Consider the following 24,726-nt stretch of genomic DNA (forward strand, 5'->3'; position numbering starts at 1 on the left):
TGGTAACCGGTGTCAAAATTCAGTGCAAGGGGCAGCGTCTATCCGTTTTCGGGCGGCGCCACCGAACCGCGCTTGACGAGCGTCGAGATGAACATCGACGGCTCCTCCACGTCATTATCCTCGTCGATCATGTCGCCGATCAGCTTGAGCGCGGCCGATCGCGCCATAGATTCCATCGGCCAGTGCACCGTGGTGAGCGGCGGCCACAAGCGCGCGGCGAGCGGGGAATCGTCGAAACCGATGATCGACAATTGCTCGGGCACCGACAGCCCGCGCTGGCGCGCCGCGAGCAGCACGCCCGCCGCCATATCGTCGTTGCTGGCAAAGATCGCGGTCGGGCGCGGCGAGACGTCAAGCAGGCTCTGCGTCGCGGCGATCCCGCTCTCGAAGGTATAATTACCGTCGGCTACCAGGCTGCGCGGCAGCTTGATCCCGGCCTCGGCGAGCGCGTCCTCGAACCCCGCTCGTCGTTCGCGCGCCGAGCGGAACCCATGCGGGCCGGTGATCAGGCCGATCCGGCGATGCCCCTGCTTGATCAAATAGCGCGTCGCTTCCACCACCGCCTGGCGATCGTTCGACGCAACCATATGCTGGGGTTCGTCGAGTTCGGCCGATCCCATGCGGACGTAGCGGCAGCCGAGTTCCTTGCAGACGTCGGCGAGTTGGTCATTCTCGGAAATGGGCGGCAGCAGGATCACGCCGAACGGTCGCTGGCGCGACAGGAAATCGCGCATGTCGACCAGCATCGTCGCCGATCCGCGATCGACCGGACGCACGATCATCTCGAATTCGGTATCGCGCAGCGCGCGCAATATACCCTGCTGAACGTTGAGCACGGTCTGCGCGCTGGGATTGTCGTGGACGAGGCCGATCAGGAAATTGCGCCGCAGCGCCAGCGCGCGCGCCTGTGGATTGGGGACGTAGCCCGTATCCTTGATCACCGCCTCGACCCGCTCGCGCGTATCGTCGTTGAGCAGAGGAGATCGGTTGATGACGCGGCTGACCGTCTTTTTCGATACGCCCGCTAGGCGCGCGATATCGTTGATCGTAGGCTTGGCCATCCCGTCCCCGCACTCTCTTCGGCGGTCAGCATAGCCGCATGCACCGCCGCTGTCGCGCCGATATGATGCGCGAGCCGCTTGCGATTGACACCGGTTTCCCGTAGGACGCAAAAAAATGCGGACGGGGAGTACAGGGAGGGTGATGACGGCCGAAGGCAGCGATCTGCTGAACATTGCCCGTCGCTTTGTGGCCGCCCGACGCGCGGCGAAGGCCCTGCCCGATTATCCCGGCCCGATGCCACACACGCTCGAAACCGCCTATGAAATCCAGGACCTGGCGATTGTCGAGGATGGCGACCGCATTGTCGGCTGGAAGGTCGGGCGGATCGGTGAGACCGATATCGCCGATCATGACGTCGACCGCCTCGCCGGTCCGATCTTTTCGCGGCACATTTTCGATTATCGGGGGCGTCCGATCGCGATGCCCGTCTTCGCCAACGGCTTCGGCGCGGCGGAGGCGGAATTCCTGCTGCGGATTGGCGGCGCTGTCCCGGCGGACAAGACCAGCTACACGATGGACGAGGCGGCCGCTTTGGTCGATGCGGTCCATGTCGGGATCGAGATCGCCAGCTCGCCCTTCCCCGGCATCAACGTCAACGGCCCTGCCGTCACCATTTCCGATTTCGGCAACAATAATGGCCTGATCGTTGGGCCCGCCATTCCGGACTGGCGCAACAGCGGCTTCGAACGCTGGCCGGTGACGCTGGAGATTGACGGCGCGGAGATAGGCCGCGCGACCACGGAGACGATGCTCGACGGCGCAGTCGGCGCGGTGCGTTTCCTGCTCGAACTGCTCGCCAGGCGCCGTATCGCGATCCCGGCCGGTATTTGGGTCTCGACCGGTGCGATCACCGGCGTGCACGAAGTGCGGCCCGGCCAAAATGTGGTGGCGCGCTTCGGCGATAATCTGTCTATCACCTGCGGAATCGAAGCGGCGCAGACCGCATAAGCAGCGGAGATATATGCCATGGCGACACGCGGCACCGAGCAGCCGGAGATAGCGGCCGCCGCGGAGAGGGTCGGGCGTTACCGCTGGGTGATCTGCGCTTTGCTGTTCGCGGCAACCGCGATCAATTATGTCGACCGGCAGATGATCGGCGTGCTCGAGCCCGATTATCTCCGCCCCGAATTCCACTGGACGGCGGGCGATTATGCCCACCTCGTCTTCTATTTCCAGCTGGCTTACGCGATCGGCTATCTCGGCTTCGGCCGGATCGTCGACTGGATCGGCGCGCGACTGGGCTATGCCGTCGCGGTGGGCGTCTGGACTTTGTTCCACGTGCTGCATGGCGGCGTCCATTCGATCACCCAGTTCGCGATGGCGCGTTTCGGGCTCGGCATCGGCGAATCCGGCAATTTCCCCGCCGGCGTGAAGGCCGTGACCGAATGGTTTCCGCAGAAGGAGCGCGCGCTCGCGATCGGGATCTTCAACGCCGGTTCCAATGTCGGCGCGATCCTGACCCCGCTGATCGTGCCTGCCATCACCATCGCTTATGGCTGGCGGATGGCGTTCGTCGTCACCGGCGTGCTTGGCGTTCTGTGGGTGATCGCGTGGCTTTCGCTGTATCGCGAACCGACCGCGCACAAGCATATCGGCGCGGCCGAGCTGGCGCATATCCAGCAGGATCCGGCCGATCCCGCCGTGCGGGTCAAAGGGCTGTGGTGGAAGCTGCTGGCGACGCGCGAAACCTGGGCGTTCGCGCTCGGCAAATTCTTCATCGATCCGATCTGGTGGTTCTACCTGTTCTGGCTGCCGCCTTATTTGCACGACACCTACCATCTGAACCTGGTCGGGTTCGGCCTGCCGATCGCGGCGATCTATCTGCTGTCGGATGTCGGCAGCGTCGCCGGCGGCTGGCTGTCGGGCCGCCTGATCAAGGCGGGCGCAACGCCCAACAAGGCGCGCAAGATCACGATGCTGATCTGTGCGATCGCGATCCTGCCGGTCGTGACCACGCAATATATCGACAGTGTATGGATCAACGTGCTGATCATCGGCGTCGCGGCGGCGGGACACCAGGCCTTCTCCGCCAATCTCTATACTTTGCCGTCGGACATCTTCCCGCGTTACGCGGTCGGATCGGTGATCGGCATCGGCGGCACAGTGGGCGCGGTCGGCGGCATGCTGTTCTCGCTCTATATCGGCAAGATCCTCGACGGGCTCGGCACCTATTCCGCGATCTTCGCGGTCGCGGGTGGCGCCTATTTCCTGGCCTTGCTGTCGATCCACCTGCTGTCGCCGCGGCTGGCCCGGGCGAAGATCACCGCCTGAGCTAGACTAGCCCCACGCCGTCGAGCCGCAGCACGGGCACGATCTGACCGGACCCGGCAGCCGGCAGCGTGAAGTTGGCCGCGTCCGCGTCCTGCGTCACCGATATCGTGCCGCCCCCCAGCAGGGTGGCACGGGCGATCTTGGCGCCCTTTAGCGAACCCAGCCCAAGTGCCGGCACGCGGACCGATCCCTCGGGCCATGACAGCATCGCCATGTGCAGCACGCCGTCCTTGACCAGGAAGCGCACATCCTCGGGCTGGAAGCCCTTGAACTTCTGTTCGCCGAACATGCCCTCGCCGAGCTTGGTCGGCCCTTCGCCATAGATGCGCCACGGCCTTGAGCCGTGGATCGCCGCGCCATTGATCGCCATCCAGGCGGTGATGCCCGCGACGATCTTCTCTTCCTCGCTGTCGATCGTGCCGTTGCCGCGCACGGGAATGGAGAGGAGCAGGTTGCCGTTCTTGGAGACGGTGTCGCACAACCGCTGGATCACCTGCACCGCGGGGACGTAGCTTTTGTCGAGGAAGCGCTGGCGGTTGTAATGCCAGTCGCCGATGCAGGTGCAGGTCTGCCACGGCTGCTCGCGCAGATGATCGCTATAGCCGCGCTCGATATCCTCGGTCAGCGCACGGCGCTGGATATCGGTCAGTTGCTTGCCCGTGATGACGACGTCGACCTTGCCGTGCCACTCGACCGACTTGTCGTAATAATGGGCGAGCGCGGCCAGGCCGGTATCGCCGAACGGCACACCGGTATCGTCGAGATAGACGATGTCGGGCCGATATTTATCGACCAGCTCGTTCTGCCGCGCGAGCCAGTTGGCGACGAAGCCGGCGGGCGCGGGCGGCGCGGTTTCGAGCCACTGGCCGTCATGCGCGTCGTGCCAGGCGTTCATCGCCTTGATCGAGCTGATGCCATCGGGCGGCGCATACCAGGCGCCGGTATAAAGCGCCTGCGGATCGAGCCCTTCCCACCATGTGCCCTTGCCGTCGGCCTTGGTCAGCTTGAACGCATCGTAACGCTGGCCCGCGCGCGGCCCCTCGGCATCATAGCCGTAGGCGGTCTGCCACCAATGCCAGGCGTGCGAACTGTGGTTGCTGACGCCGAAGCGCAGGCCCGCCTTGCGGACCGCTTTCTCCCACGTGCCGACGATGTCGCGCTTCGGCCCGACGCGGGTCGCGTTCCACGCATGATGACTGCTCGCCCACGTATCGAGATTGTCGTGGTGGCAGGCGAGCGCCATGAAATATTTGGCACCGGCTTTCTTGTAGAGCGCGATCAGCGCTTCCGGATCCCACGCCTCCGCCTTCCACGCGCCTTCGATTTCGAGGAAGCCGTGATCGGCCGGGTGCCCGTAATGCTTGACGTGATGATCGTAGAAGGGGTTGCCCTGGACGTACATCAGCCGCCCGTACCAGTCGCCGAATTCGGGCACGCATTGCGCGCTCCAATGCGCCCAGATGCCGAACTTGGCGTCGCGGAACCAGTCGGGCGCCTGATAGACTTCGCCGAGCGACGCCCAGTCGGGCTTGGTCGCCGCCCCGGCCCGCGCCGCCATCGCGGCGGCCGCGCTGCCCGCCAGGAAGCCGCGGCGCCCGACCTTCATGCCGCGCTCGCTCGGGGCGAGGGGTGGAGATAGCGCTTCAACGTGGCCTGTTTCATCTCGATCGAAAATCCCGGTTCGGTGGGCGCCTGATAGGCCGCATCCTCCACCACGCATGGGTGGACGAAATGCTCGTGGAGATGGTCGACATATTCGGCGACGCGGCCCTCGGTCGTGCCCGAGAAGCAGAGATAGTCGATCATCGACAGATGCTGGACATATTCGCACAGGCCGACGCCGCCGGCATGCGGGCACACGGCGAGTTCGGCCTTGGCCGCCATCAGCAGCACCGCCAGCACCTCGTTGACGCCGCCCAGGCGGCAGGCATCGAGCTGGACGATGTCGATCGCCTCGCGGCTGATGAACTGTTTGAACAGGATGCGGTTCTGGCACATCTCGCCGGTCGCGACCTGGATCGGCGCGACCGCGGCGCGCACCGCGCGATGGCCTTCGATATCGTCGGGACTGGTCGGCTCCTCGATGAACCAGGGATCGGCGAAGGCGAGGTCACGGATGCGCGCAATCGCCTCGTCCGTCTCCCACACCTGATTGGCGTCGATCATCAGCTTGACGTCGGGCCCGATCACCTCGCGCACGATCGCGAGCCGGCGGCGATCGTCGGCCGCGTCTGCGCCGACCTTGATCTTCACATGGCGAAAACCCTGCGCGATCGCCTCGGCGCAGAGCGTGCGCAATTTGTCGTCGGAATAACCGAGCCACCCGGCCGAGGTGGTATAGCAGGGATAGCCCTCGGCCTTGAGCGTCGCGACGCGTGCCGCCTTGCCCGCGGCGCGCGCCTCCAGCAAGGCCAGTGCTTCGTCCGGCGTGATGAAATCGGTGATGTAGCGAAAGTCGATCTGCGCCACGATCTCAGCCGGGCTCATCTCGCCGACATATTGCCACAGCGGCTTGCCCGCTTGCTTGGCGAGCAGATCCCACACCGCATTGACGACCGCGCCGGTGGCGAGGTGGATCACGCCCTTTTCCGGCCCAATCCAGCGCAACTGGCTGTCGCCCGTCATGTGCCGCCAGAAACGCGCGCCGTCGGCGCGGATCCAGTCGAGATCGAGTCCCTCGACCAAAGGTGCGAGCGCGCGGATCGCCGCGCAGCAAATATCGTTACCCCGGCCGATGGTGAAGGTCAGGCCATGGCCGGTCAGCCCGCTGTCGGTCTCGAGAATGCAATAGGCCGCCGAATAATCGGGATCGGGATTCATCGCGTCCGACCCGTCGCGCGCAATCGCGGTCGGGAAGCGCAGATCGAATATCCGGATGCCGGTGATCTTCGTCACGCGTGGCGCTGCCTCAACCTGTCAGCTTCGAACCGATGCGCCACAGCCTCTCCCCCCGTCATGGCGGCTGGAACGCCGCCTTTATTACGGTCACTACCTCGATCGAAGGTTCGTTCGCAGGTGAGTACCATTTTCATATGTGTAAATGGTAGCGATAGCAAGCGCTTCGCCATCAAATACGGCTGTCACTCTCCAGCAATTGATCGGCGATGCTGGCGGCAGCGGCGCGCACGCGATCGGCCGCCTCCTCCCGCGATACCTGAGGACCCAGTTTCTCGAGGAACGGCACCGTCAAAGCCGCCGCCGCGACACCGCCGCGCATCACCGGCGCGGAGATATCGGTGACGCCCGCGACGAAGCGGCTCGGGGTCAACTCGACCTGGCGCTTACGGATTTCGTCGGCATGCGCGCGCCAGTCGGCGAGCTCCTGCTGGCTCAACGGCGGATCAAGCATCTTTTCCCAGCGGCGCCGCACGTCCTCCGGCTGAAAGGCGTAGAGGACCGCGCCCGAAGCCGCCTTCACCAGCGGCCGGCGATAGCCCACGCGGACCGAGAAACCGAGCTGCTCGCTCGATTCCATCCGTGCCACCACCACCATCTCTCCCAGCGTGTGAAGCGCGAGGTGGCAAGACTGGCCGATTTCCTGCGAAAGCTGACGCATCACCGGCAAGGCGACCTCGACCAGGCTGTGCGTCTTGGGACGCTGCATGCCGAGCGAGAACAGCCGGTCGGTCAGCAGGTAGCCGTCCGCCGACAAATCCTGTTCGATATAGCCGCGGAATTCGAGCACCTGGACCATGCGGAACAACTCACCATGCGAACGGGCGAGCTGGTTGACGATCGCAGTCAGCGTCATCGGCGACGATGTCGTGGCGAGCAGCTCGAGGATATCGAGCCCCTTTTCGAGCGCGGGCGCCCTGTAGCGGCGATCATCCTCCTCGCTGGTCATTCTATCCGCGGCCCCTCGCGCAAATCATCTTGCCGCATGGTTGATACAGGCGGGCGGAGGCTTCCGGCAACCGGCGCGTCATCGCGGCACCTTGACCGCGAAATGATGGGTCTCGCCGGCGAAGGCGATCGCCACCGTCACCTCGGGCGTTTTCGATCGCTTGAGCCGCTCGGTCAGCAGCTGGCCGCCATCGGCGCCATTCGCCCGGATCGTCATCGGCTTGAGCAGGATCGCATCGATCTGCGCCACCGCCTTGGCATCGGGCCGGCGCTGCGCACGGTCGATCGACGAATTGGGAATGCCCGCGACGCCGCTATTCATCCCACCCGTGAAGCTGGTCACGTCGGTCTGGCCCGCGCCATTGGTCGGCAAGGCGGCGGTGGCGTGCGATTGTGCGGTCTCGTCGCTGGCGCTGCCGGCGCCCGACAGATCGGCGATCAAAGCGGCACGCGACGCGATTGCGATCGGCGCGTCGCCGGCGGCAATGGTGACCGCGTCCGGCCCGAAGGGCTGCGCCGCGCCGCTCAGGTTGAGTATCACGATCTTGAGCACCAGCCGCCGGTCGTTGAGCGCGGGATCAGCGATCAGATGCACCTCGGCTTTGGCGGTCTTCGAAACCAGGCCCGCGCTCGCGTCGCCGCGGATCATGTCCTGGGCTGACGCCGGCATGGCGGCGATCAAGACGGCGGCGAACAAGGTTCTGATCATGCGCATTCCCCTCAGGCAGCTCGGAGATCCGGAGCGCGGCAATGGCGCGCGATGAAAGCGGCGTGGCCCGGCATCGCGTCGGAAGTGTGCGCGATAACGTTGCGCATGCCCGCCAGCACCGCCTGCATCTCGCGCGGATCGACGATGTCCGCGAGCGGATCATAGCCCTGCGGCGTCACGCCTTGGCCCAGCATCACCGCCAGCCAGCTCGCTTCGTGGAACAGATCCTTGTCGCGTTCGATCAGCCGGCCGTTGAGACGGAACATGGCAAGCTTGGCGGCGAGCGTCTCGGGCATTTCGATCGCGGCGCAATGGCGCCAGAAATCGGAATCACTGCGTTCGGTCGCGCGGTAATGGAGCACGAGGAAATCGCGCACGCTTTCAAACTCGCGCGCGACCTGCCGGTTATATTCGACGGTGACGGCGGGATCGAAATCGCGGTCGGGAAACCAGGCGAGCAATTTGGTAATGCCGCTCTGGACGAGATGCAGGCTGGTCGATTCCAGCGGCTCGAGGAAGCCCGAAGCGAGGCCGAGCGCGATCACATTCTTCGCCCAGCCCTGTTCGCGCATGCCGGTGGTGAAGCGTAATTGGCGTGGGCTTCCGGTCGGCGCGCCGTCGAGCCCGGCGAGCAGAATCGATTGCGCTTCGTCGTCGCCCATGAAGCCGCTGCAATAGACATGGCCGTTGCCGGTGCGGTGCTGGAGCGGAATGCGCCATTGCCAGCCGGCTTTGTGCGCGGTCGAGCGGGTATAAGGCGGCAGATCGGCCATGCGCGCGCTCGGCACCGCGATCGCGCGGTCGCAGGGAAGCCAGCCCGACCAGTCCTGATAAGGCACTTCGAGCGTCTGCCCGATCAGCAACGCGCGGAAACCGGTGCAGTCGAAGAACAGTTCACCCTCGATCCGCTGCCCGTTCTCCAGCGTCAATGCGCGGACGAAGCCGCTTTCGGGGTCGAGCGCGACATCGGCGATCTTGCCTTCGATCCGCGTGACGCCCCGCGCCTCCGAATGCACGCGCAGGAAGCGGGCATAGAGGCCCGCGTCGAAATGATAAGCGTAGGAAAAAGTCGAGAAGACCGATCGCGGATCGGCCAGCGGACGATCGAAGCGGTTCTTGAATGCCGCCGCGTCGCTCAGCGAATAGGCCGAAAGCGGGGTCGGATCGCCATGGAAGCGCGCGCGCAGCCATTGCTGATGGAACGGCGTCATCCCGAAATCGTCGCCGTAGCGGCCGAACGGGTGGAAATAACGATGCCCCTCGCGCCACCAGTTCACGAACTCGATGCCGAGCTTGAACGTGCCCTGGGTCGCGCGCACGAACGCGGCCTCGTCGATGCCGAGTATCTGGTTGAAGGCCTGGATCGGCGGGATCGTCGCCTCCCCCACCCCGACCGTGCCGATTTCCTCCGATTCCACGAGCGTGATCCGGCAGTCGGTACCGTGGAAGGCGGTCGACAGCGCGGCGGCCGCCATCCAGCCGGCACTGCCGCCGCCCGCGATCACGATCGATTGGATCGCCTTGGGATTGCTCATGCCGCCACCGGTGCGGGACAGGTGCGATCGACGAACAAGGTATGCGGCGGCATATGATCCGCGACCTGGGCGATGGCGGCGCGCCGCTGGTTCATGCCGCCGCGCAGTTTCTCGATCGGCAATTGATCGACGATCGGATCATAGCGTCTGGGCAGGACCTGGTTGCCGAGGAAGATCGAGACCCAGCTCGGCTCCTGATAGGATTCCTCGGACAACAACGGCACCCGCCCGCACGCTTCCCACACCGCGATCTTGTGCGCGAGCGTGTCGGGAATCGCCATCGTCCGGCAATGCTCCCACATCGGCTCGGAACGGCGGCTGCGGCAATAATGGAGGATCAGGAAGTCGCGGATCCGCGCATATTCGTTGGCGGTGACGCGATTATATTCATCGGCGACCGCAGGGTCGAAATCCCTGTCGGGCAGATATTCGACCAGCCGCGCGAGGCCCGTCTGGATGATCTGGATGCTGGTCGATTCCAGCGGCTCCATGAAGCCGGCGGCAAGGCCGAGCGCGACCACGTTCCGATCCCAGAATTTGGCGCGATGCCCAGTGGTGAAGCGCAGCAGGCGCGGCTCGCTTAATGGCGCGCAGTCGAGATTGGCCATCAACTGGTCGACCGCTTCGTCATCCGACAGGAAAGCGCTGGAATAGACATGGCCATTGCCGGTGCGGTGCTGGAGCGGGATCCGCCATTGCCAGCCGGCGGCGCGCGCGGTCGAACGCGTATAGGGCGTCAGCGGATCGCGGCGCGCGCTCGGCACCGCGATCGCACGGTCGCATGGCAGCAGACCCGACCAGTCGACATAGGCAACGCCCAGCGCCTTGCTGATCAGCAGGCCGACGAAGCCGGTGCAGTCGATGAACAGATCGCCGGCGAAACGTCGTCCGTCCGCCATCAGCAAGGCAGCGACATGGCCGCTTTCAGGGTCGAGCTCGACCTTGCCGATCCGGCCTTCTTCGCGAACCACGCCCCTCGTCTCGGCATAGCCGCGCAGATAGCGGGCATAGAGGCCGGCATCGAAATGATAGGCATATTTATAGAAGGCGGCCTCGTCGCCCTGGCGATGGACCATTTCGGGCGGCGCGAAGCGGTCGCGCTTGGCGGCGGCATAGGGCATCGACCAATCCTCGATCGGGGATGCGTCGCCCAGCCGATGCAGCTTGAGCCAATGATGGTGCGGCGACACGCCCTGGATGGCGTCGCCATAGTCGCCGAAACCGTTGAAATGGACATTGCCCATCTCGCCCCAGTCGCGAAACTGGATGCCGAGCTTGAACGTGCCTTCTGTCCTGGCGACGAAATCCTTCTCGTCGATGCCGAGCACGCCGTTGAACTGGGCCATCAGCGGCACGGTCGCCTCGCCGACTCCGATCGTGCCGATCTCGTCGGATTCGACCAGCAGGATTTCGGCGTGCGGCGGCGGCAGGAAGCGTGCGAGCAACGCTGCCGCCATCCATCCGGCGGTACCCCCGCCGGCGATGACGATCCTCCTGATCGGCGCTGCTGTCATGGACACGCTCTACCGCGAAGCCTCCCGATAAAAAACCGGCGTCGCCGTCATGGTGAAGGCGACGCCGAGGGGAGGATGAACTAGAAGATCGACCGGATCAGGAAAGCGTAGCGCCGATCGGTATCGGTCCAGCTGTAACGCGGCCTGAAGTTGGTATCGCCCACATCGAGATAGGTGCGCGTGTTGAGCAGGTTGGTCGCCTGCACACCCACCTTGAAGTGCTTGTTGAGCGAATAGAGGATCGATCCGTCGAGCTGGCCATAGGCTTCCGACCAGACCGGGAAGTTGATGTTCGCGGCCGATGTGGTCAGCAGGTAATGCGACCGCCAATTATAGGCCAAGCGCGCCGAGATGCCGTATTTCTCGTAGATCAAAGCCGCGTTGTACGAGGTCTTCGACAGGCCCTCGAGCGGCAGCGGCGTGGCCGCGTTGGTCGTCTGGTTGGGGTCGAACACGTTGACCGCGGTGTTCTTGCCGCCTGTGCTGTCGACGTAGGTGAAATTGCCCTGGAAACCGAGGCCGCCGAGCGCGCCAGGAAGCATGTCGAAGAACTGGGTGTAGGCAAGCTCGAAGCCCTTGATCGTGCCGTGCGCCCCATTTTCCTGCTGGGTCACATCGAACGTGATCGTCTGGCCGTTGCTGGTGAAGGTCTGCTGACCGACGCCGGCGAATATATAATTGCTGATCCGCTTGTAGAAGATATCGAACGTCAGGCTGTTCGACTTCGAGAAGTACCATTCGAGGCTGCCGTCGAACTGGTTGGCCCGGGTCGGCTTGAGGTACGGATTGCCGGTCGTGCCCGTGAACGCCGTCGTGGCGCCGTTGACACCGACACCGTTGGCGATGCCGGTCGTCGCATCGAACGAGAAGCCGAGCTGGGTGAACGGATTGAGCTGTGCGAAGGTCGGCCGCACCACCGCCTTCGACGCGGCCAGGCGCAACTGCAATTTGTCGGTCAGGTAAAAGCGCAGGTTCAGGCTCGGCAAGACGTCGGTATAGGAACCGTGTGCGCTCTGCGTCAGCCCGCCGATATTGCCGGCCGAGAAGGCCACCGCCTGCGTGATCAGATTGCAGTCGGCCTGGGTTACGGTCTGACCGGCACGCGTTCCGGTCGTGATCGGCGTACCGACCACGCACGTCGGCGCGGTCAGCGCGCCGAGGCGCACCGATGATCCGGACGCACCGGTGTCGGTGCCGACGACGCGCAGGCCGATATTGCCGTCGAAATGGCCGAGGAAGCCATCTTCATGGCCGAAGCGCAGCAAGGCGTAGGCGGCCTTGGTCTTTTCGCTCTGGTTGTTGATGCCACCGCTGATATTGTCGGCCGCAGGCGCCGCGAGCGAATAATCGTCGCTGAGCGGCACCCAGCCCCAGCCGCCGGATTCGGTGTTCTTCAGATAATTATAGGCGTTCTGGATGCCGTTGCTCACCAGCCCCTTGCTCGGAAACCACCAGGATCCGCCCGACTTCACGTCGCCCCGGAAGAAGTCGCTGTAGGAATAATATTGCGACTGCTGCGGCAGGCCCGCATTCTGGTGGGCGGCGTCGAAGCCGGTCTGGTCGAGCGTGACCGGATGGCCGGTCGCGCCCCAATATTGCTCCGACAGCAAAGCCCAATTGTAGCCGGTCTGGCGGGTGACCGCCGTGCGATCGGTACCGCGCACGCCCAGGCGGAAGGACTTCAGGAAGCTGTCGTCGTCAAACGTATATTCGGCGTCGGCCCGATAGGCCCATTCGTGCGCGTCATTGTCCTCGATATGGTCCATCGCCGACGACCAGTAATAGTCGCTCTGCTGCTGCCAGGCGGCCGCGCCGGCGGCGCCGCTGGTCGGCGTGATGACCATCTTCGGCGTGTTGCCGTCGAGATCGAAATCGATCGTCGCCAGCGTTGGCGTCTGATCATAGGCGGTCATGCTGATGACCTTGGCGCTGGACTTCACATATTGAAGGTCCGCACCGAACGCCCAATGGTCGGTCGGCGTCCAGCGCACGTTGCCGGAGAAATCCCGGGTCTTGTTGGTCTGGTGGCCGTAACGCGTATCCGGATTGAGGAAGCGGTTCTGGATCACCCCGGAGATGACCTGATTCTGCTTGCCGAACTGGTAGGTGCTGTTGTCGGTATCGGGCGTGTTGTAATCGCCCATCGCATATTCGAGATCGTGGGGCGTCGCCTTGCTGATCAGCGCTTCGCCCGTGATTAGCAGGGTGCTGCTCGGTTTCCACTGGATCGAGCCGTCGAAGGCGGAACGGCGCTGCTGCCAGTCGATGCGGCGGAAGCCCATGCCCGCGGGCAGATAAACGGTGCTGCCGACGGGCAGTCCGTCCTGCGGCGCGGTGAGCGTCCCCTGGACGAACTTGCCGTCGCTGATGCTGTCGGTGCGGTTGCCGGTGTTGCTGAGGCTGTAGGACAGCAGCACGCCGATCTCGCCCAGTCCCGTATTCCAGCGATCGCTTACCAGCGCGTTGCCGGACCAGAAGCCCTTCTTCATCAGATCGGCGTAGTTATAATCGCCCGATACCGCGATCACATGGCCGGGCGCATCGAACGGCTTGCGCGTGCGCAAATTGACGATCCCGCCGATACCGCCTTCAACCAGTTCGGCCGAGGGGTTCTTGTAGACGTCGACGCCGGTGAGCAGATCGGACGACACGTCCTCGAAGCTCAGCGCGCGGCCGTTATTGGCGGAGAAGACGTCGCGGCCATTGAGTTCGGAACGCACGAACGACAGGCCGCGAATGAACACGCCGCCGCCTTCCGAGGTCAGGCGCGCCGGATCGCGGTTGTCGTTGGTTCGCTCGAGCGTGACGCCCGCGATGCGCTGGAGCGCTTCGGCGACGGAGCGGTCGGGCAGCGCGCCGATATCCTGCGCGGTGATCGAATCCATCACCTGCTCGGCATTGCGCTTGCGCTGGGTCGCGCTCTGGATCGAGCCCTTGATGCCGGTGACGACAATTTCGCCGGCAGTCTGCGCGGACAGCGATTGATCGCCGGTGGCCGGGGTATCAGCCGCGGTCTGAGCCCAGGCCGGCGCGGCGAGCATCATCGCGATCGCGGCGGTCGAAACCCCGCGTCTCGCGCCCTTGCCGTGAATCCTGATCCCCGTGGCAACCTTCATGTCAAACCCCTCCCTACGCCGCCATTGAGGCGATCCTTCATTCCGACTCGTTAGCACTGATGAAAATCATATTCAACTGTGCAAACTGATAAGTATGACGATTGCGCAACGAGCCGTGGCGCCCGGAAGCGCGCGGATTGATCGAAAGAGGGATTTAGCGGTGCGTGTGAAGCGCGCGCTGAAGCGCGGCGCTGACCACCGGCGCCATCAACGTATAACCGCCGGTGAGCGGGTGCAGGCCATCGTGCGTCAGATCGGCCCGCAGCAGGCCGTCATGGTTCACCGTCACCGCGTAATAATCGGCAAGCGCGTAACCGCGCCGTTTGCAGAAAGCCGCGAGCCACTCGTTCAGCCGGCGGATGCGCGCGGGATCGCGGTCGGCCAGCATGTCGCGCGCATTGTCGGTGTAATTATTGACCGGCAGCATCGCGCCGAACACGACCTTGATGTGGTGCGCTTCGGCCATGTCGGCCATCGCTTGCCAATTGGCTTCGATGCCTTCGTCGCTTTCCCGCTGCAGCGCGCCATGGAGGTCGTTGATGCCGGCAAGGATCACCACCGCCGCCGGCCTCAGCTCGATCACGTCCTGCTGGAAGCGCAGCACCATCTGCGCGGTGACCTGCCCGCCGATCCCGCGATTGACGTAAGGCTTGCCCGGAAAGAAGCGCGCCAGATCCCACAGATCGGTGATGGAATCGCCGAGGAAGACGACGCGCTTCTCGCCCGGCCGGGGCGGCGGCAGCGCCTTGTCGGCGGGCGCGTAGAGATATTTCTCGCCGAAATCCTGGCGCATCGCCGACCACAATTTGGTCAGATAATCGGCTTCCCAGTGGTTGTACTGGCGCTGCTCGACCATCGTCTGCCGCTCGGGCGAGCTCTGAACATGGTCCGGGACCGCCGCGGCGGCGAGCAGCAGCGCGATCATGCGGCGTCGGCCGGGAACACGCCTTTGCGCGCGGCGAAGCGGGCGAACAGGCGCGGCCATTCGGCGCCGGGCATGTCGGCCGGCAGGCGCGCGCCAAAGCCGTGGCCGCCCTGATCGAACAGGTGCATTTCGGCGGGACGCTTATGATCGAGCATCACCTGGTAAAGATGGATGCTGTTCGCGATCGGCACGGTCCCGTCATCCTCCGCATGGATCAGGAAGAGCGGCGGCGTATCGACATCGACGCGCTGCTCGACCGAATGGCTGCGCCGCAGCGCCTCCGGCGCGTTCTTGCCCAGCAGATTATCGCGCGATCCGCTGTGCGCCTCGGGCCCGGCGAGCAGGACCACCGGATAGATCAGGCCCGCGATATCGGGCCGCGCCGACAGCCGATCTGCCTCATCGACCGGCGCATAGACCTGCTCGGCATGGCGCGTGGCGAGCGAACCGCAGAGGTGGCCGCCAGCCGAAAAGCCAAGCGCCGCGACGCGCTTGGGGTCGATGCCATATTTCGAAGCATCACGCCGGATCAGGCGCATCGCCCGCTGCGCATCCTGCAGCGGCACGTCCTCGCGATGCGCCCAGCCTTCGGCGGGCAGGCGGTACATCAGTATGAACACGGTCACGCCACGCGCATTGAGCCAGCGTGCCTGCTCGGCCCCCTCATTGTCGAAGGCAAGGAATTCGTAGCTGCCGCCCGGCATGCACAACACCGCCGCGCCGTTGGGATTGGCAGGACGGAAGACGATCAGTTCGGGATGGGCGACGCCGTAGATCCAGCGGTCGGGATTGGCGTCGTTGCCCGAACGCGAATCGACGCGCCGCTTGATCGCGGTGCCGATGTCGCCCGGTATCTTGCCCGGCCACAAAGGGACATGCTCCTGCGCCGCCATCAGCTCGGCCGCGCGCGCCGCGACCGGCGCCAGCACCATAGCCGAACCTACGCCCAGTAAGCTCCGCCGCGTCAGCCCGATCATCCTCTGTCCCTTCGGTTCTTTGGGCCTGTATGCCCTTGCTTATGCACCCATGAAAACTGCTTTTATATTTCACAAGCGACGAGGGCGAGGTTATCGTGCCCTCTCAGATAGCCGCATAAGACGGCAAGCAAAGTCGGGAGGGAAGACATATGGTTGCGCGCGTGGTGAGCCGAAGGGCTTTGATACTGGTCACCGGCCTCTTCTTCCTGTGGGGCGTCGCCAACAATCTGAACGACGTCCTGATCGCGCATTTCCGGCACGTCTTCACGCTCTCAGATTTCCAGTCGGGCCTGATCCAGTCGGCTTTCTATCTCGGCTATTTCTGCTTCGCGATCCCCGCCGCGCTGACGATGACGCGCTTCGGATACAAGGCCGGCGTCGTTACGGGCCTGGGCCTGTTCGCGACCGGCGCGCTGTTGTTCTGGCCTGCAGCGCTGGCGCTGAGCTATCCGATGTTCCTGTTCGCCTTGTTCGTGCTCGCGAGCGGGCTCGCCTTCCTCGAGACCGCCGCCAACCCGATGGTGGCGACGCTCGGCCCACCCGAGGATGCCGAGCGGCGGCTGAATTTCGCGCAGAGCTTCAATCCGCTGGGCGCGATCACCGGTGTCGCGCTCGGCGCGTCGCTGATCCTGCCCGCCACCGCCGGCGAGGGGCCGGAGACGGTGCGCAACGTCCTGCTGCCCTACAGCCTGATTGCGGGCGTGGTTTTGCTGTGGGCGATCCTGTTGGCGCGCACGCCTTTCCCGCCCGTCGCGACCGAGGAGCGCAGCGCGCATCCGCTGTCAGACTTCGGCGCGCTGCTGCGCAAGCCGCGCTACCTCGCGGGGGTGTGCGCGCAATTCGCTTATGTCGGCGCACAGGTCGGCGTGTGGAGCTACCTGATCCGTTATATCGGCGTGGCCCTGCCCGATCTCGGCCAGCGCAATGCGGCCTGGCTGCTGACCTTCTCGCTGGTCCTGTTCATGCTTGGCCGGTTCACCGGCACCGCCTTGCTGGCGCGTGTGCGCGGTGCCCGGCTGATGCTGCTGTTCGCCGCTATCGATACCGTTCTCTGCCTGATCGGCGCGCTGATCGGAGGCGGGATCGGGGTCGCGGCTTTGGTCGCGACCAGCTTCTGCATGTCGATCATGTTCCCGACCATCTTCGTGCTCGCGCTGCGCGGCCTGGGCCCGCTGACCAAGAGCGCGTCGGCGATGCTGGTGATGGCAATCATCGGCGGCGCGGCCTTCACCGCCCTGATGGGCTGGATCTCCGACAGCAGCCATTCGATCGCGACCGCGATGCTGGTGCCGGCGGGCTGCTTCGCCGTCGTCGGCCTTTTCTCGATGCTGCATCTGCGCGATCGCCCGGCGGGATGACCGGCATCACGCTTCCGCGGTTCGGCGTCGGCACCGCCATGATCGGCAATCTCTATGCGCCGGTTTCCGATGCCGATGCCGAGGCCGCGATCCGCGCGGCGGTCGATGGCGGAATCACCTATTTCGACACCGCGCCTTTCTATGGCTTCGGGCTGGCCGAACGGCGGCTCGGCGCGGTGTTGGGGAATGTGCCGGTCCGGATTTCGACCAAGGTCGGCCGCCTGCTCGAGCCGACCGATGCGCGCGGCGAACGCCATGGCTATGTCGATGCCGATCCGTTCGAACCGCGGTTCGATTATAGCGCCGACGCGGTCCGCCGCTCGCATGAATCGAGCCTCGCCCGCTTGCGGCGCGATCGGGTCGATATCCTGTTGGCGCACGATCTCGGCCACGAGACGCATGGCGGGGAGCACCCGCGTCACCTGCGCGCCTTCCTCGACGGCGGCTATCGCGCGATGCGCGATCTCAGGGACGCGGGTGCGATCGATGCGATCGGGATTGGGGTCAACGAGATCGCGGTCTGCCTGGAGGTGATCGAGCGGGTCGAACTGGACGTGATCCTGCTCGCCGGGCGCTACACCCTGCTCGACCGCAGCGCCGCCGACCGCCTGCTGCCCGCATGCGAACGGCGCGGTATCCGGATCATCGCCGGTGGACCCTATAATAGCGGCATTCTCGCGCAGGACGATCTCGGCCAGGCCGAACAGCTTCACTATAATTATGCGCGCGCTCCGGAAGAGATGGTCGCGCGCGCCCGGCGGCTGGCGGCGCTGTGCGCGCGCTTCGGCGTGCCGCTGCCGGCGGCGGCCCTGCAATTCCCGTTGCGGGACAAGCGCGTGGCGACCGTCATTGCCGGGGTCGCCAACGCAAAGGAAGTGCGCGATCTGATCGCGCGCACCGCGGCCGATATCGGCGAGGATGTGTGGACCGCGTTGCGCGAAGAGGAGAGTGTCGGATGAGTGGACGGCTGGCGGGCAAGACCGCGCTGATTACGGGCGCGGGCCAGGGCATCGGCCATGCGTCGGCGGCCTTGTTCGCGGCCGAGGGCGCGCGCGTGATCGCGACCGATCGCGTGCCGCGCCTGCTGGAGGATCTGGCGGGCTGCGAGCAGCGCCCGCTCGACGTCACCGACGCGAAGGGCATTGCCGCGCTGGCCGAGGAGGTCGGCCCGGTCGACATCTTGTTCAACGTCGTCGGCTACGTCCATGCGGGGTCGATCCTCGACTGCGACGAGGCCGCGTGGGAGACGTCGCTCGCGCTCAACCTGACCGCGATGTACCGCACCGCCCGCACCGTCCTGCCCGGCATGCTCGCCAAAGGCGGCGGATCGATCGTCAATATGTCGTCGATCGCGAGTTCGGTGAAGGGCATCCCCAACCGCTTCGCCTATGGCGCGACCAAGGCCGGCGTGATCGGCCTGACCAAGGCGATCGCGGCGGATTTTGTCGCGCAGGGCATACGCTGCAACGCCATCTGCCCGGGCACGATCGACACGCCCTCGCTCCAGCAAAGGCTGCACGATACCGGCGATTACGATCAGGCGCGTGCGGCGTTCGTCGCGCGCCAGCCGATGGGCCGGCTTGGCAAAGCGGAGGAGATCGCGCAGCTGGCCTTGTACCTCGCCAGCGACGAATCCAGCTTCACCACCGGCGCGATCCACGTGATCGACGGCGGCTGGATCAACTGATGGGGCGCCACGTCCTGCTGCTCGACCTGGTCGACGAGGCGGAAGCGATCGCGCGCTATGAAGCGTGGCACGCCGCCGGGGCGATCCCGCCCGCAATCGCGCGCAGTATCCGCGATGCCGGGATCGTCGCGATGGAAATCTATCGCAGCGGACCCCGGCTGGTGATGGTGATGGAAACCGACGCCAGTTTCGATCCCGCGCGCAAGGCCGCCGCCGACGCTTCGAATCCCGCCGTGATCGCTTGGGAAACGCAGATGAATGCGGTCCAGCGGCCTTTGCCCTGGGCCGATCCCGCCGCCAAATGGACCGAGGCGCCGCGCATTTTTTCGCTCTCGGAACAATAAGCCTGCCCAGGCCGTCCGTCGCAGGCGCGATCGGGCCGCTTGCACGTCGCGCGTATCTCCGGCAATCCGCGCCCGCTTATCGCTATGATGCGTCGGGCGAGAGAGGATGTCGGACAGAGGCATGGAAGCGCCGGTCTTCTACGATCCGAGCGGACGACGCCGCCGCTGGTCGAAGCGCATCCTGCTCGCCCTTATCATCGTGCTGGTCGGCGCGGCCTTCGGCTTCGGCGCGACCATCCTCAACGTACCCGCGCCCGATCCGCTCAAGCTAGGCATCGAGCGCCAGCAGCCGCGCGCGCTGCCGGGCCAGGTCGGTCATCTCGGCCGCACCGTCCGGCGCCAGGCGCGCGCGCTGACGGGTTGGCTGCCGGGCGCCAACAAGAAGTTCGTGCCGACCGATCAGGTCATGCTGGGCTTCTATGTCCATGACGACGACGGCAGCCGGGTCAGCCTGGTCCGCCATATCAACGAGATCAACTGGCTCGCCCCCGGGCTCGGCACCGTGGTCGGCCCGACGCACGACTTTCAATGGTTCCACGATCGCCCGCTGCACGCGATCCTCGCCGCGTCGGCGCATCGCCCTTCGATCCTGCCGGTCGTGCAGAATGTGCGCGGCGGCGTGTGGGACGGCGCGAACATGGGGCGCCTGCTGAAGGACAAGGCGGCGCGCGAGAAACTGCTCGGCCAGATCCAGGCGATGCTCGAGGGCGAACATGCCTATGGCGTGGTGTTCGATTTCGAGGAGCTGCCGCCCGACGCGCTGCGCGCCTATCAAAGCTTCATCGACGAAGCCAATAAGCGCTTCTCGCCATTGCTGGTGACGGTCGCGGCGCCGGTCGACAACGAGGATTGGGACCTGCGCGCCTTCGCCCGCGTCGCCGACAAACTGATCCTGATGGACTATGACGAACATTATGCCAGCGGCGATGCCGGCCCGATCGCGTCGCAGCCCTGGTTCGTCCAGCATCTCCGTTCGGCGATGGCGCAGGTCGGCCGCGACAAGGCGATCGTGGCGATCGGCAATTATGCCTATGACTGGCCCGATGGCGGCCACGAGGCCGATATCCGCACGATGCAGGAAGCGTGGCTGACCGCGCACGACAACAACGTCACGACCCGCTTCGACGCCGCCAGCGGCAATGCCACCTTCGATTACAACGATGACGACGGCACGCTGCGCCACGTCTGGCTGCTCGACGCGGCGAGCGCGTGGAACCAGCTGCGCGCGGTCAAGATCTCGGGGGCGTCGGGCGTGGCGTTATGGCGCCTCGGCAGCGAGGATCCGGGCGTGTGGGACGATTTCCGCGCGATCCGCCAGGGCATCAAGCCGCCCGTCTTCGGCGTGCTCAACTCGGTCGGCAAGAACGACGTCGAGGGCGATGGCGAGATATTGCGCATCACGGACGTGCCGACGACGGGCATGCGTACCGTCACCGCCGACAAGCGCAACCTGATCCGCGACGAACATTATACGAGCTATCCGACGCCGTTCGTGGTCACGCGCACCGGCTACAAGCCCAAGCAGATCGCGCTGACCTTCGACGACGGGCCGGACGGACAGTGGACGCCCAAGATCCTCGATATCCTCAAGGCGAAGAACGTGCCCGCCACCTTCTTCGTGATCGGCGAGAATGCGCTCGCGCATCCCTTGCTGCTCAAGCGGATTCTCGACCAGGGCAGCGAGATCGGGAACCACAGCTACACCCACCCCAACCTTGCTCTGGTCTCGCAGCGGGGCGCGCATATCGAGATCAACGCCACCCAGCGGCTGGTCGAAGCCTATACTGGCCGTTCGATGCGCCTGTTCCGCGCGCCCTATTTCGGGGACGCCGAACCGACCACGAGCGACGAGCTGGAGCCGGCTTTGCTCGCGCAGCAATCGGGCTACGCCATCGTCGGCCTGCATATCGACAGCGAGGATTGGACGCGGCCCGGCACGCAGGCGGTGATCGATAACACGATCGACCAGGTGCGGGCGTTCGATCCGCAACTGAACGGCACCCTCGACGACGAGCCCGGCCAGCGCAAGACGGGCAATGTCGTCCTGCTGCACGATAGCGGCGGCGACCGGTCCGAAACCGTCGCCGCATTGCCGATCATCATCGATCGGCTGCGCGCGATGGGCTATACGTTCGTGCCCGTATCGCAACTGGCCGGGCTTTCGCGGGCGCAGGTCAATCCGCAGATCAGCGGATCGGATCTGGTCGCGGTCCGCTTCGACGTGTCGATCTTCCTGATCCTCGCCGGGCTCGACGCGACACTGAAATTCCTGTTCTTCACCGCGATCTTCATCGGCACCTGCCGCGCGGTTTTGCTGGCGGCGCTGGCGATCCGTTCCAACCTGCCGCGCAACCGCGCGGTGCCGCCCGAGATCAACCCAGGCCGCTTCGTGTCGGTGCTGATCCCGGCGTTCAACGAGGCGCGCGTTATCGAGGAATCGGTCAGGCGCGTGCTGGCGAGCGAATGCGTGGCGATCGAGGTGATCGTGATCGACGACGGATCGTCGGACGAGACTTCGGCGATCGTCGCCAGGGCCTTCGACGGCGATCCGCGCGTCCAGTTGCTCACGCTCGAAAATGGCGGCAAGGCGCGCGCGCTCAACCAGGGGCTAAAGCTTGCCAGCGGCGACGTGATCGTCGCGCTCGACGCTGACACCCATTTCGAGCCGATGACGATCGCGCGGCTGTCGCGTTGGTTCGCCGACCCGGAGATCGGCGCGGTCGCGGGCAATGCCAAGGTCGGCAATCGGATCAACCTCGTCACGCGCTGGCAGTCGGTGGAATATGTGACCGCGCAGAATCTGGAGCGGCGCGCGCTCGACCGGTTCGACGCGATCATGGTGGTGCCGGGCGCGGTCGGTGCGTGGCGGCGCGCGGCGCTCGATATGGTCGGCGACTATCCGCACGATACGCTCGCCGAGGATCAGGATCTGACGATCGCGATCCAGCGCAAGGGCTGGCTGGTCGAATATGACGTCGACGCGGTCGCGTGGACCGAAGCGCCCGAGACGTTCGGCGCGCTCGCCAAGCAGCGCTTCCGCTGGGCGTTCGGCACGCTGCAATGCCTGTGGAAGCATCGCCGGATCCTGCGCGATCGCCATCCCGCCGGCCTGGCATTGGTCGGCATCCCGCAGGCGTGGCTGTTCCAGATCGGCTTCGCCTTGATCTCGCCGCTGATCGATCTCGCGTTGGCGGTGAGCATCGTATCGACCTTCGTGCGCGTGCAGCAGCATGGCTGGGCGCAGACCCAGTCGGACGTGATCCGCATGGGGATTTATTGGATCGCCTTCACCGGCATCGACGCGATCTGCGGCTGGATCGCCTACAGGCTCGAGCCGCGCGAGAAGCGCTTCCCGGTGTTCCTGCTGCTCGCCCAGCGCTTCGTCTATCGGCAGATCATGTATTCGGTGGTGGTGCGCGCGGTGGTCGCGGCGGTGCGCGGGCCGTGGGTCGGCTGGGGCAAACTGGAGCGGACCGGACGCGTGGCGAGCCCGGAAAATTAGGGCTGATCCGGCGTGAGCGACCGGGGCGGAATATTGCTGTTGCATGGCCACGGTCGGCTGGGTGCTTCGATGGTGCGGCTGGCCCGAGCGGCACGGCGCGCGGGCTACGCGACCTTGTCGCCGAACTATCCGTATCGTCGTCCGCTCGAAGACATCGTGGATTGGCTGGCACCGCGCGTAGCCGCGTTCGAGGCAGGGTTTACGGGGCCGCTTCACATCATCACGCATTCGCTCGGCGGGCTGGTGGCGCGCGCGTTGATCGCTGCCCGGCCCCCGCAGCGACTGGGCCGCGTGGTGATGCTCGCGCCACCCAATAAAGGCAGCGAACTCGCGGATCTGCTGTTTCGTCTGCGGCTCGCGCGCCTAGTCCTCGGCGGAGCGGGCCCCATCTTGCGGACCGGCCGCATGGCGGCGGATGAGGCGGCGCTGGGATCGATAATCTACCCACTTGGCATTATCGCGGGCGACCGGCCGCTCTTTCCGCTGCCCCTCCCCCTGCTGCCCCGCCCGCATGACGGCAAGGTGAGCATCGCCTCGACGCATGTCGCGGGGCTCGCCGATCATCTGACCTTGCCGGTGACGCATACCTTGATGGTGTATGACCGCCGTGTCATCGCGGCGGCACTCGCCTTTCTGAAGGACGGCGCTTTCTGAGGGAGAAGGCCGCATTTCGGTAAGACCGATCCGGCCCGGCTAACCCCTCGTCAATCTCGCCTAAGAGCGCGTCAATTCAGAATAACGGCGTATTAACCTTTCGCCTTCATAATCGGGACATATCCACAGTTTGGACGAGTGCCCGTGACGCTTCTTCGTATGCCCTCTTCGGTTTCCGGCGCGACGGCGGACGTGCGCGCGGCGATCGGCCAGGCCGCGCAGACGACCGGGGTCAATTTCTCCTATCTGATGGCGCAGGCCAAGAGCGAGAGCGGGCTCAACCCCAACGCCAAGGCAGCGAGCTCCAGCGCATCGGGCCTGTTCCAGTTCATCGATCAGAGCTGGCTGGGCGTGGTCAAGGCGCATGGCGCCGAGCATGGCCTCGGCTGGGCAGCGGACGCGATCACGGCGAAGAAGGGCGGCGGCTTCACGGTCGATCCGAACATGCGCCAGGCGGTGTTCGCGCTGCGCCAGCAGGCCGGCCCGTCGGCGCTGATGGCGGCATCCTATGCCAGCGACAATGCATCGAGCCTGAGCCAAACGCTCGGCCGCGACGTCAACGGCACCGATCTCTATATGGCCCATTTCCTGGGGCTGGGCGGCGCAACCAAATTCCTGCGCGCGCAATGCACCAACGGCCAGGCGTGCGCGGCGAACATGTTCCCGCAGGAAGCGCGCGCCAACCGATCGATCTTCTACGGCAAGGACGGCAGCGCGCGATCGCTCGACGACGTCTATGCGATCATGGGCCACAAGCTCGACAATGCGGTCGACGGCAGCAACGACGCGACGATCCAGGCGAATGCGTCGGGACTTACGCCCGGCAGCCTCGTCCCGTCCCTGCCCGGCGCGCCGGACCTGTCGCAGACCCAATTGGCCTTCGGCGACATGGCGACGGCGGACACGGATTCGGCGGACGGCAACACCGATCAGGGCGGCATGGATATCAGCCAGATGCTGGCCTCGATCGAGCAGAGCCGGGTCAATATGCTCAAGCCGACGCCGGCACAGGCGAAGCTCGCTTACCTGATGCTGTCGATGCCGACGGCGTCCTCATAAGCACGCGCCGATAGCCGCACGTCCTTGGGACGTGCGGCATCGAGGCTTGGTGCAAGCTTTTCGACCGGCGCTGTTCCATCACCTCTCGGTGCGGGAAGCTGCACGTCTGACCTTGGGCTTTGAATCCCGAGGATACCTACCTGCAAGCCTACCTTTGCGCGGTATCCGGT

At 65.2% G+C, this 24,726-nt stretch carries 20 protein-coding genes; 9 read left to right on the plus strand and 11 right to left on the minus strand.

From position 1 onward, the window contains the following. Positions 1-38: 38 nt before the first annotated feature. Complete coding sequence (locus VK533_RS04785; protein ID WP_324375503.1) at positions 39-1,061, minus strand: LacI family DNA-binding transcriptional regulator; 1,023 nt, start codon at positions 1,059-1,061, stop codon at positions 39-41. 142 nt (positions 1,062-1,203) lie between these two features. Between VK533_RS04785 and VK533_RS04790 the strand changes: the two genes are divergently transcribed. Together VK533_RS04790 and VK533_RS04795 are read left to right on the plus strand one after the other, a co-directional pair. Beyond that, entirely contained in the window at positions 1,204-2,010 is an 807-nt protein-coding gene (locus VK533_RS04790) for a 2-keto-4-pentenoate hydratase (protein ID WP_324375504.1), read from the plus strand. Positions 2,011-2,028: 18 nt separating this feature from the next. Next, on the plus strand, positions 2,029-3,333 hold the full coding sequence (locus VK533_RS04795) for an MFS transporter (RefSeq protein WP_324375505.1): 1,305 nt from the start codon (positions 2,029-2,031) through the stop codon (positions 3,331-3,333). 1 nt (position 3,334) lies between these two features. On the opposite strand, the gene VK533_RS04800 is transcribed toward VK533_RS04795, so the two are convergent. The 9 genes from VK533_RS04800 to VK533_RS04840 form a co-directional block, all read right to left on the minus strand. After that, entirely contained in the window at positions 3,335-4,939 is a 1,605-nt protein-coding gene (locus tag VK533_RS04800; protein ID WP_324375506.1) for an alpha-L-fucosidase, read from the minus strand. Beyond that, on the minus strand, positions 4,936-6,228 hold the full coding sequence (locus VK533_RS04805; protein WP_324375507.1) for an L-fuconate dehydratase: 1,293 nt from the start codon (positions 6,226-6,228) through the stop codon (positions 4,936-4,938). Before VK533_RS04805 ends, VK533_RS04800 begins: the two co-directional genes overlap by 4 nt. A gap of 172 nt (positions 6,229-6,400) precedes the next feature. Continuing rightward, the gene (locus VK533_RS04810) at positions 6,401-7,177 is read right to left on the minus strand and encodes an IclR family transcriptional regulator (RefSeq protein WP_324375508.1); all 777 of its coding nucleotides are present in this window, start codon (positions 7,175-7,177) and stop codon (positions 6,401-6,403) included. 78 nt (positions 7,178-7,255) lie between these two features. Beyond that, entirely contained in the window at positions 7,256-7,885 is a 630-nt protein-coding gene (locus tag VK533_RS04815) for a hypothetical protein (RefSeq protein ID WP_324375510.1), read from the minus strand. A gap of 11 nt (positions 7,886-7,896) precedes the next feature. After that, positions 7,897-9,420: a tryptophan halogenase family protein gene (locus VK533_RS04820; RefSeq protein WP_324375511.1), complete on the minus strand. Its 1,524-nt coding sequence runs from the start codon at positions 9,418-9,420 to the stop codon at positions 7,897-7,899. Further along, on the minus strand, positions 9,417-10,934 hold the full coding sequence (locus tag VK533_RS04825; RefSeq protein WP_324375513.1) for a tryptophan halogenase family protein: 1,518 nt from the start codon (positions 10,932-10,934) through the stop codon (positions 9,417-9,419). The genes VK533_RS04820 and VK533_RS04825 overlap by 4 nt, the downstream gene beginning before the upstream one ends. A gap of 80 nt (positions 10,935-11,014) precedes the next feature. After that, the gene (locus tag VK533_RS04830; RefSeq protein WP_324375515.1) at positions 11,015-14,050 is read right to left on the minus strand and encodes a TonB-dependent receptor; all 3,036 of its coding nucleotides are present in this window, start codon (positions 14,048-14,050) and stop codon (positions 11,015-11,017) included. 154 nt (positions 14,051-14,204) lie between these two features. Beyond that, on the minus strand, positions 14,205-14,975 hold the full coding sequence (locus VK533_RS04835; protein ID WP_324375517.1) for a GDSL-type esterase/lipase family protein: 771 nt from the start codon (positions 14,973-14,975) through the stop codon (positions 14,205-14,207). Continuing rightward, positions 14,972-15,952, minus strand: a complete 981-nt coding sequence (locus VK533_RS04840) for an alpha/beta hydrolase (RefSeq protein WP_324375519.1) — start codon at positions 15,950-15,952, stop codon at positions 14,972-14,974. The genes VK533_RS04835 and VK533_RS04840 overlap by 4 nt, the downstream gene beginning before the upstream one ends. Before the next feature lie 179 nt (positions 15,953-16,131). Here VK533_RS04840 and fucP point away from each other — a divergent pair, with 179 nt between their 5' ends. The 7 genes from fucP to VK533_RS04875 all read left to right on the plus strand — a co-directional run bounded on the left by fucP (position 16,132) and on the right by VK533_RS04875 (position 24,556). Beyond that, entirely contained in the window at positions 16,132-17,310 is a 1,179-nt protein-coding gene (gene fucP / locus VK533_RS04845; RefSeq protein WP_324375521.1) for an L-fucose:H+ symporter permease, read from the plus strand. Next, on the plus strand, positions 17,307-18,269 hold the full coding sequence (locus tag VK533_RS04850) for an aldo/keto reductase (RefSeq protein WP_324375523.1): 963 nt from the start codon (positions 17,307-17,309) through the stop codon (positions 18,267-18,269). Before fucP ends, VK533_RS04850 begins: the two co-directional genes overlap by 4 nt. Then, positions 18,266-18,997, plus strand: a complete 732-nt coding sequence (locus tag VK533_RS04855; RefSeq protein WP_324375525.1) for an SDR family oxidoreductase — start codon at positions 18,266-18,268, stop codon at positions 18,995-18,997. Before VK533_RS04850 ends, VK533_RS04855 begins: the two co-directional genes overlap by 4 nt. Continuing rightward, on the plus strand, positions 18,997-19,341 hold the full coding sequence (locus VK533_RS04860) for an L-rhamnose mutarotase (RefSeq protein ID WP_324375527.1): 345 nt from the start codon (positions 18,997-18,999) through the stop codon (positions 19,339-19,341). Before VK533_RS04855 ends, VK533_RS04860 begins: the two co-directional genes overlap by 1 nt. 121 nt (positions 19,342-19,462) lie before the next feature. Then, a complete protein-coding gene (locus VK533_RS04865; RefSeq protein WP_324375538.1) occupies positions 19,463-22,843 on the plus strand; it encodes a polysaccharide deacetylase family protein in 3,381 nt (1,126 codons plus the stop codon). A gap of 12 nt (positions 22,844-22,855) precedes the next feature. Continuing rightward, positions 22,856-23,497: an esterase/lipase family protein gene (locus tag VK533_RS04870; RefSeq protein ID WP_324375529.1), complete on the plus strand. Its 642-nt coding sequence runs from the start codon at positions 22,856-22,858 to the stop codon at positions 23,495-23,497. 144 nt (positions 23,498-23,641) lie between these two features. Next, positions 23,642-24,556, plus strand: a complete 915-nt coding sequence (locus VK533_RS04875; protein WP_324375531.1) for a transglycosylase SLT domain-containing protein — start codon at positions 23,642-23,644, stop codon at positions 24,554-24,556. Here the strand turns inward: VK533_RS04875 and VK533_RS04880 are convergent. Next, on the minus strand, positions 24,520-24,726 hold a 207-nt coding region (locus tag VK533_RS04880; RefSeq protein WP_324375533.1), incomplete at its 5' end, for a hypothetical protein. The two genes, VK533_RS04875 and VK533_RS04880, sit on opposite strands and share 37 nt — an antisense overlap.

It is taken from the genome of Sphingomonas sp., assembly GCF_035317925.1.
In the GTDB taxonomy this organism is placed as follows: Bacteria; Pseudomonadota; Alphaproteobacteria; order Sphingomonadales; family Sphingomonadaceae; genus Sphingomonas_I.

Bases quoted from the DNA above. Each gene is read 5' to 3' on its own strand.
- VK533_RS04785 (WP_324375503.1), bottom strand. From the start codon at position 1,061: ATGGCCAAGCCTACGATCAACGATATCGCGCGCCTAGCGGGCGTATCG.
- VK533_RS04790 (WP_324375504.1), top strand. From the start codon at position 1,204: ATGACGGCCGAAGGCAGCGATCTGCTGAACATTGCCCGTCGCTTTGTG.
- VK533_RS04795 (WP_324375505.1), top strand. From the start codon at position 2,029: ATGGCGACACGCGGCACCGAGCAGCCGGAGATAGCGGCCGCCGCGGAG.
- VK533_RS04800 (WP_324375506.1), bottom strand. From the start codon at position 4,939: ATGAAGGTCGGGCGCCGCGGCTTCCTGGCGGGCAGCGCGGCCGCCGCG.
- VK533_RS04810 (WP_324375508.1), bottom strand. From the start codon at position 7,177: ATGACCAGCGAGGAGGATGATCGCCGCTACAGGGCGCCCGCGCTCGAA.
- VK533_RS04815 (WP_324375510.1), bottom strand. From the start codon at position 7,885: ATGATCAGAACCTTGTTCGCCGCCGTCTTGATCGCCGCCATGCCGGCG.
- VK533_RS04820 (WP_324375511.1), bottom strand. From the start codon at position 9,420: ATGAGCAATCCCAAGGCGATCCAATCGATCGTGATCGCGGGCGGCGGC.
- VK533_RS04825 (WP_324375513.1), bottom strand. From the start codon at position 10,934: ATGACAGCAGCGCCGATCAGGAGGATCGTCATCGCCGGCGGGGGTACC.
- VK533_RS04830 (WP_324375515.1), bottom strand. From the start codon at position 14,050: ATGAAGGTTGCCACGGGGATCAGGATTCACGGCAAGGGCGCGAGACGC.
- VK533_RS04835 (WP_324375517.1), bottom strand. From the start codon at position 14,975: ATGATCGCGCTGCTGCTCGCCGCCGCGGCGGTCCCGGACCATGTTCAG.
- VK533_RS04840 (WP_324375519.1), bottom strand. From the start codon at position 15,952: ATGATCGGGCTGACGCGGCGGAGCTTACTGGGCGTAGGTTCGGCTATG.
- VK533_RS04850 (WP_324375523.1), top strand. From the start codon at position 17,307: ATGACCGGCATCACGCTTCCGCGGTTCGGCGTCGGCACCGCCATGATC.
- VK533_RS04855 (WP_324375525.1), top strand. From the start codon at position 18,266: ATGAGTGGACGGCTGGCGGGCAAGACCGCGCTGATTACGGGCGCGGGC.
- VK533_RS04860 (WP_324375527.1), top strand. From the start codon at position 18,997: ATGGGGCGCCACGTCCTGCTGCTCGACCTGGTCGACGAGGCGGAAGCG.
- VK533_RS04865 (WP_324375538.1), top strand. From the start codon at position 19,463: ATGGAAGCGCCGGTCTTCTACGATCCGAGCGGACGACGCCGCCGCTGG.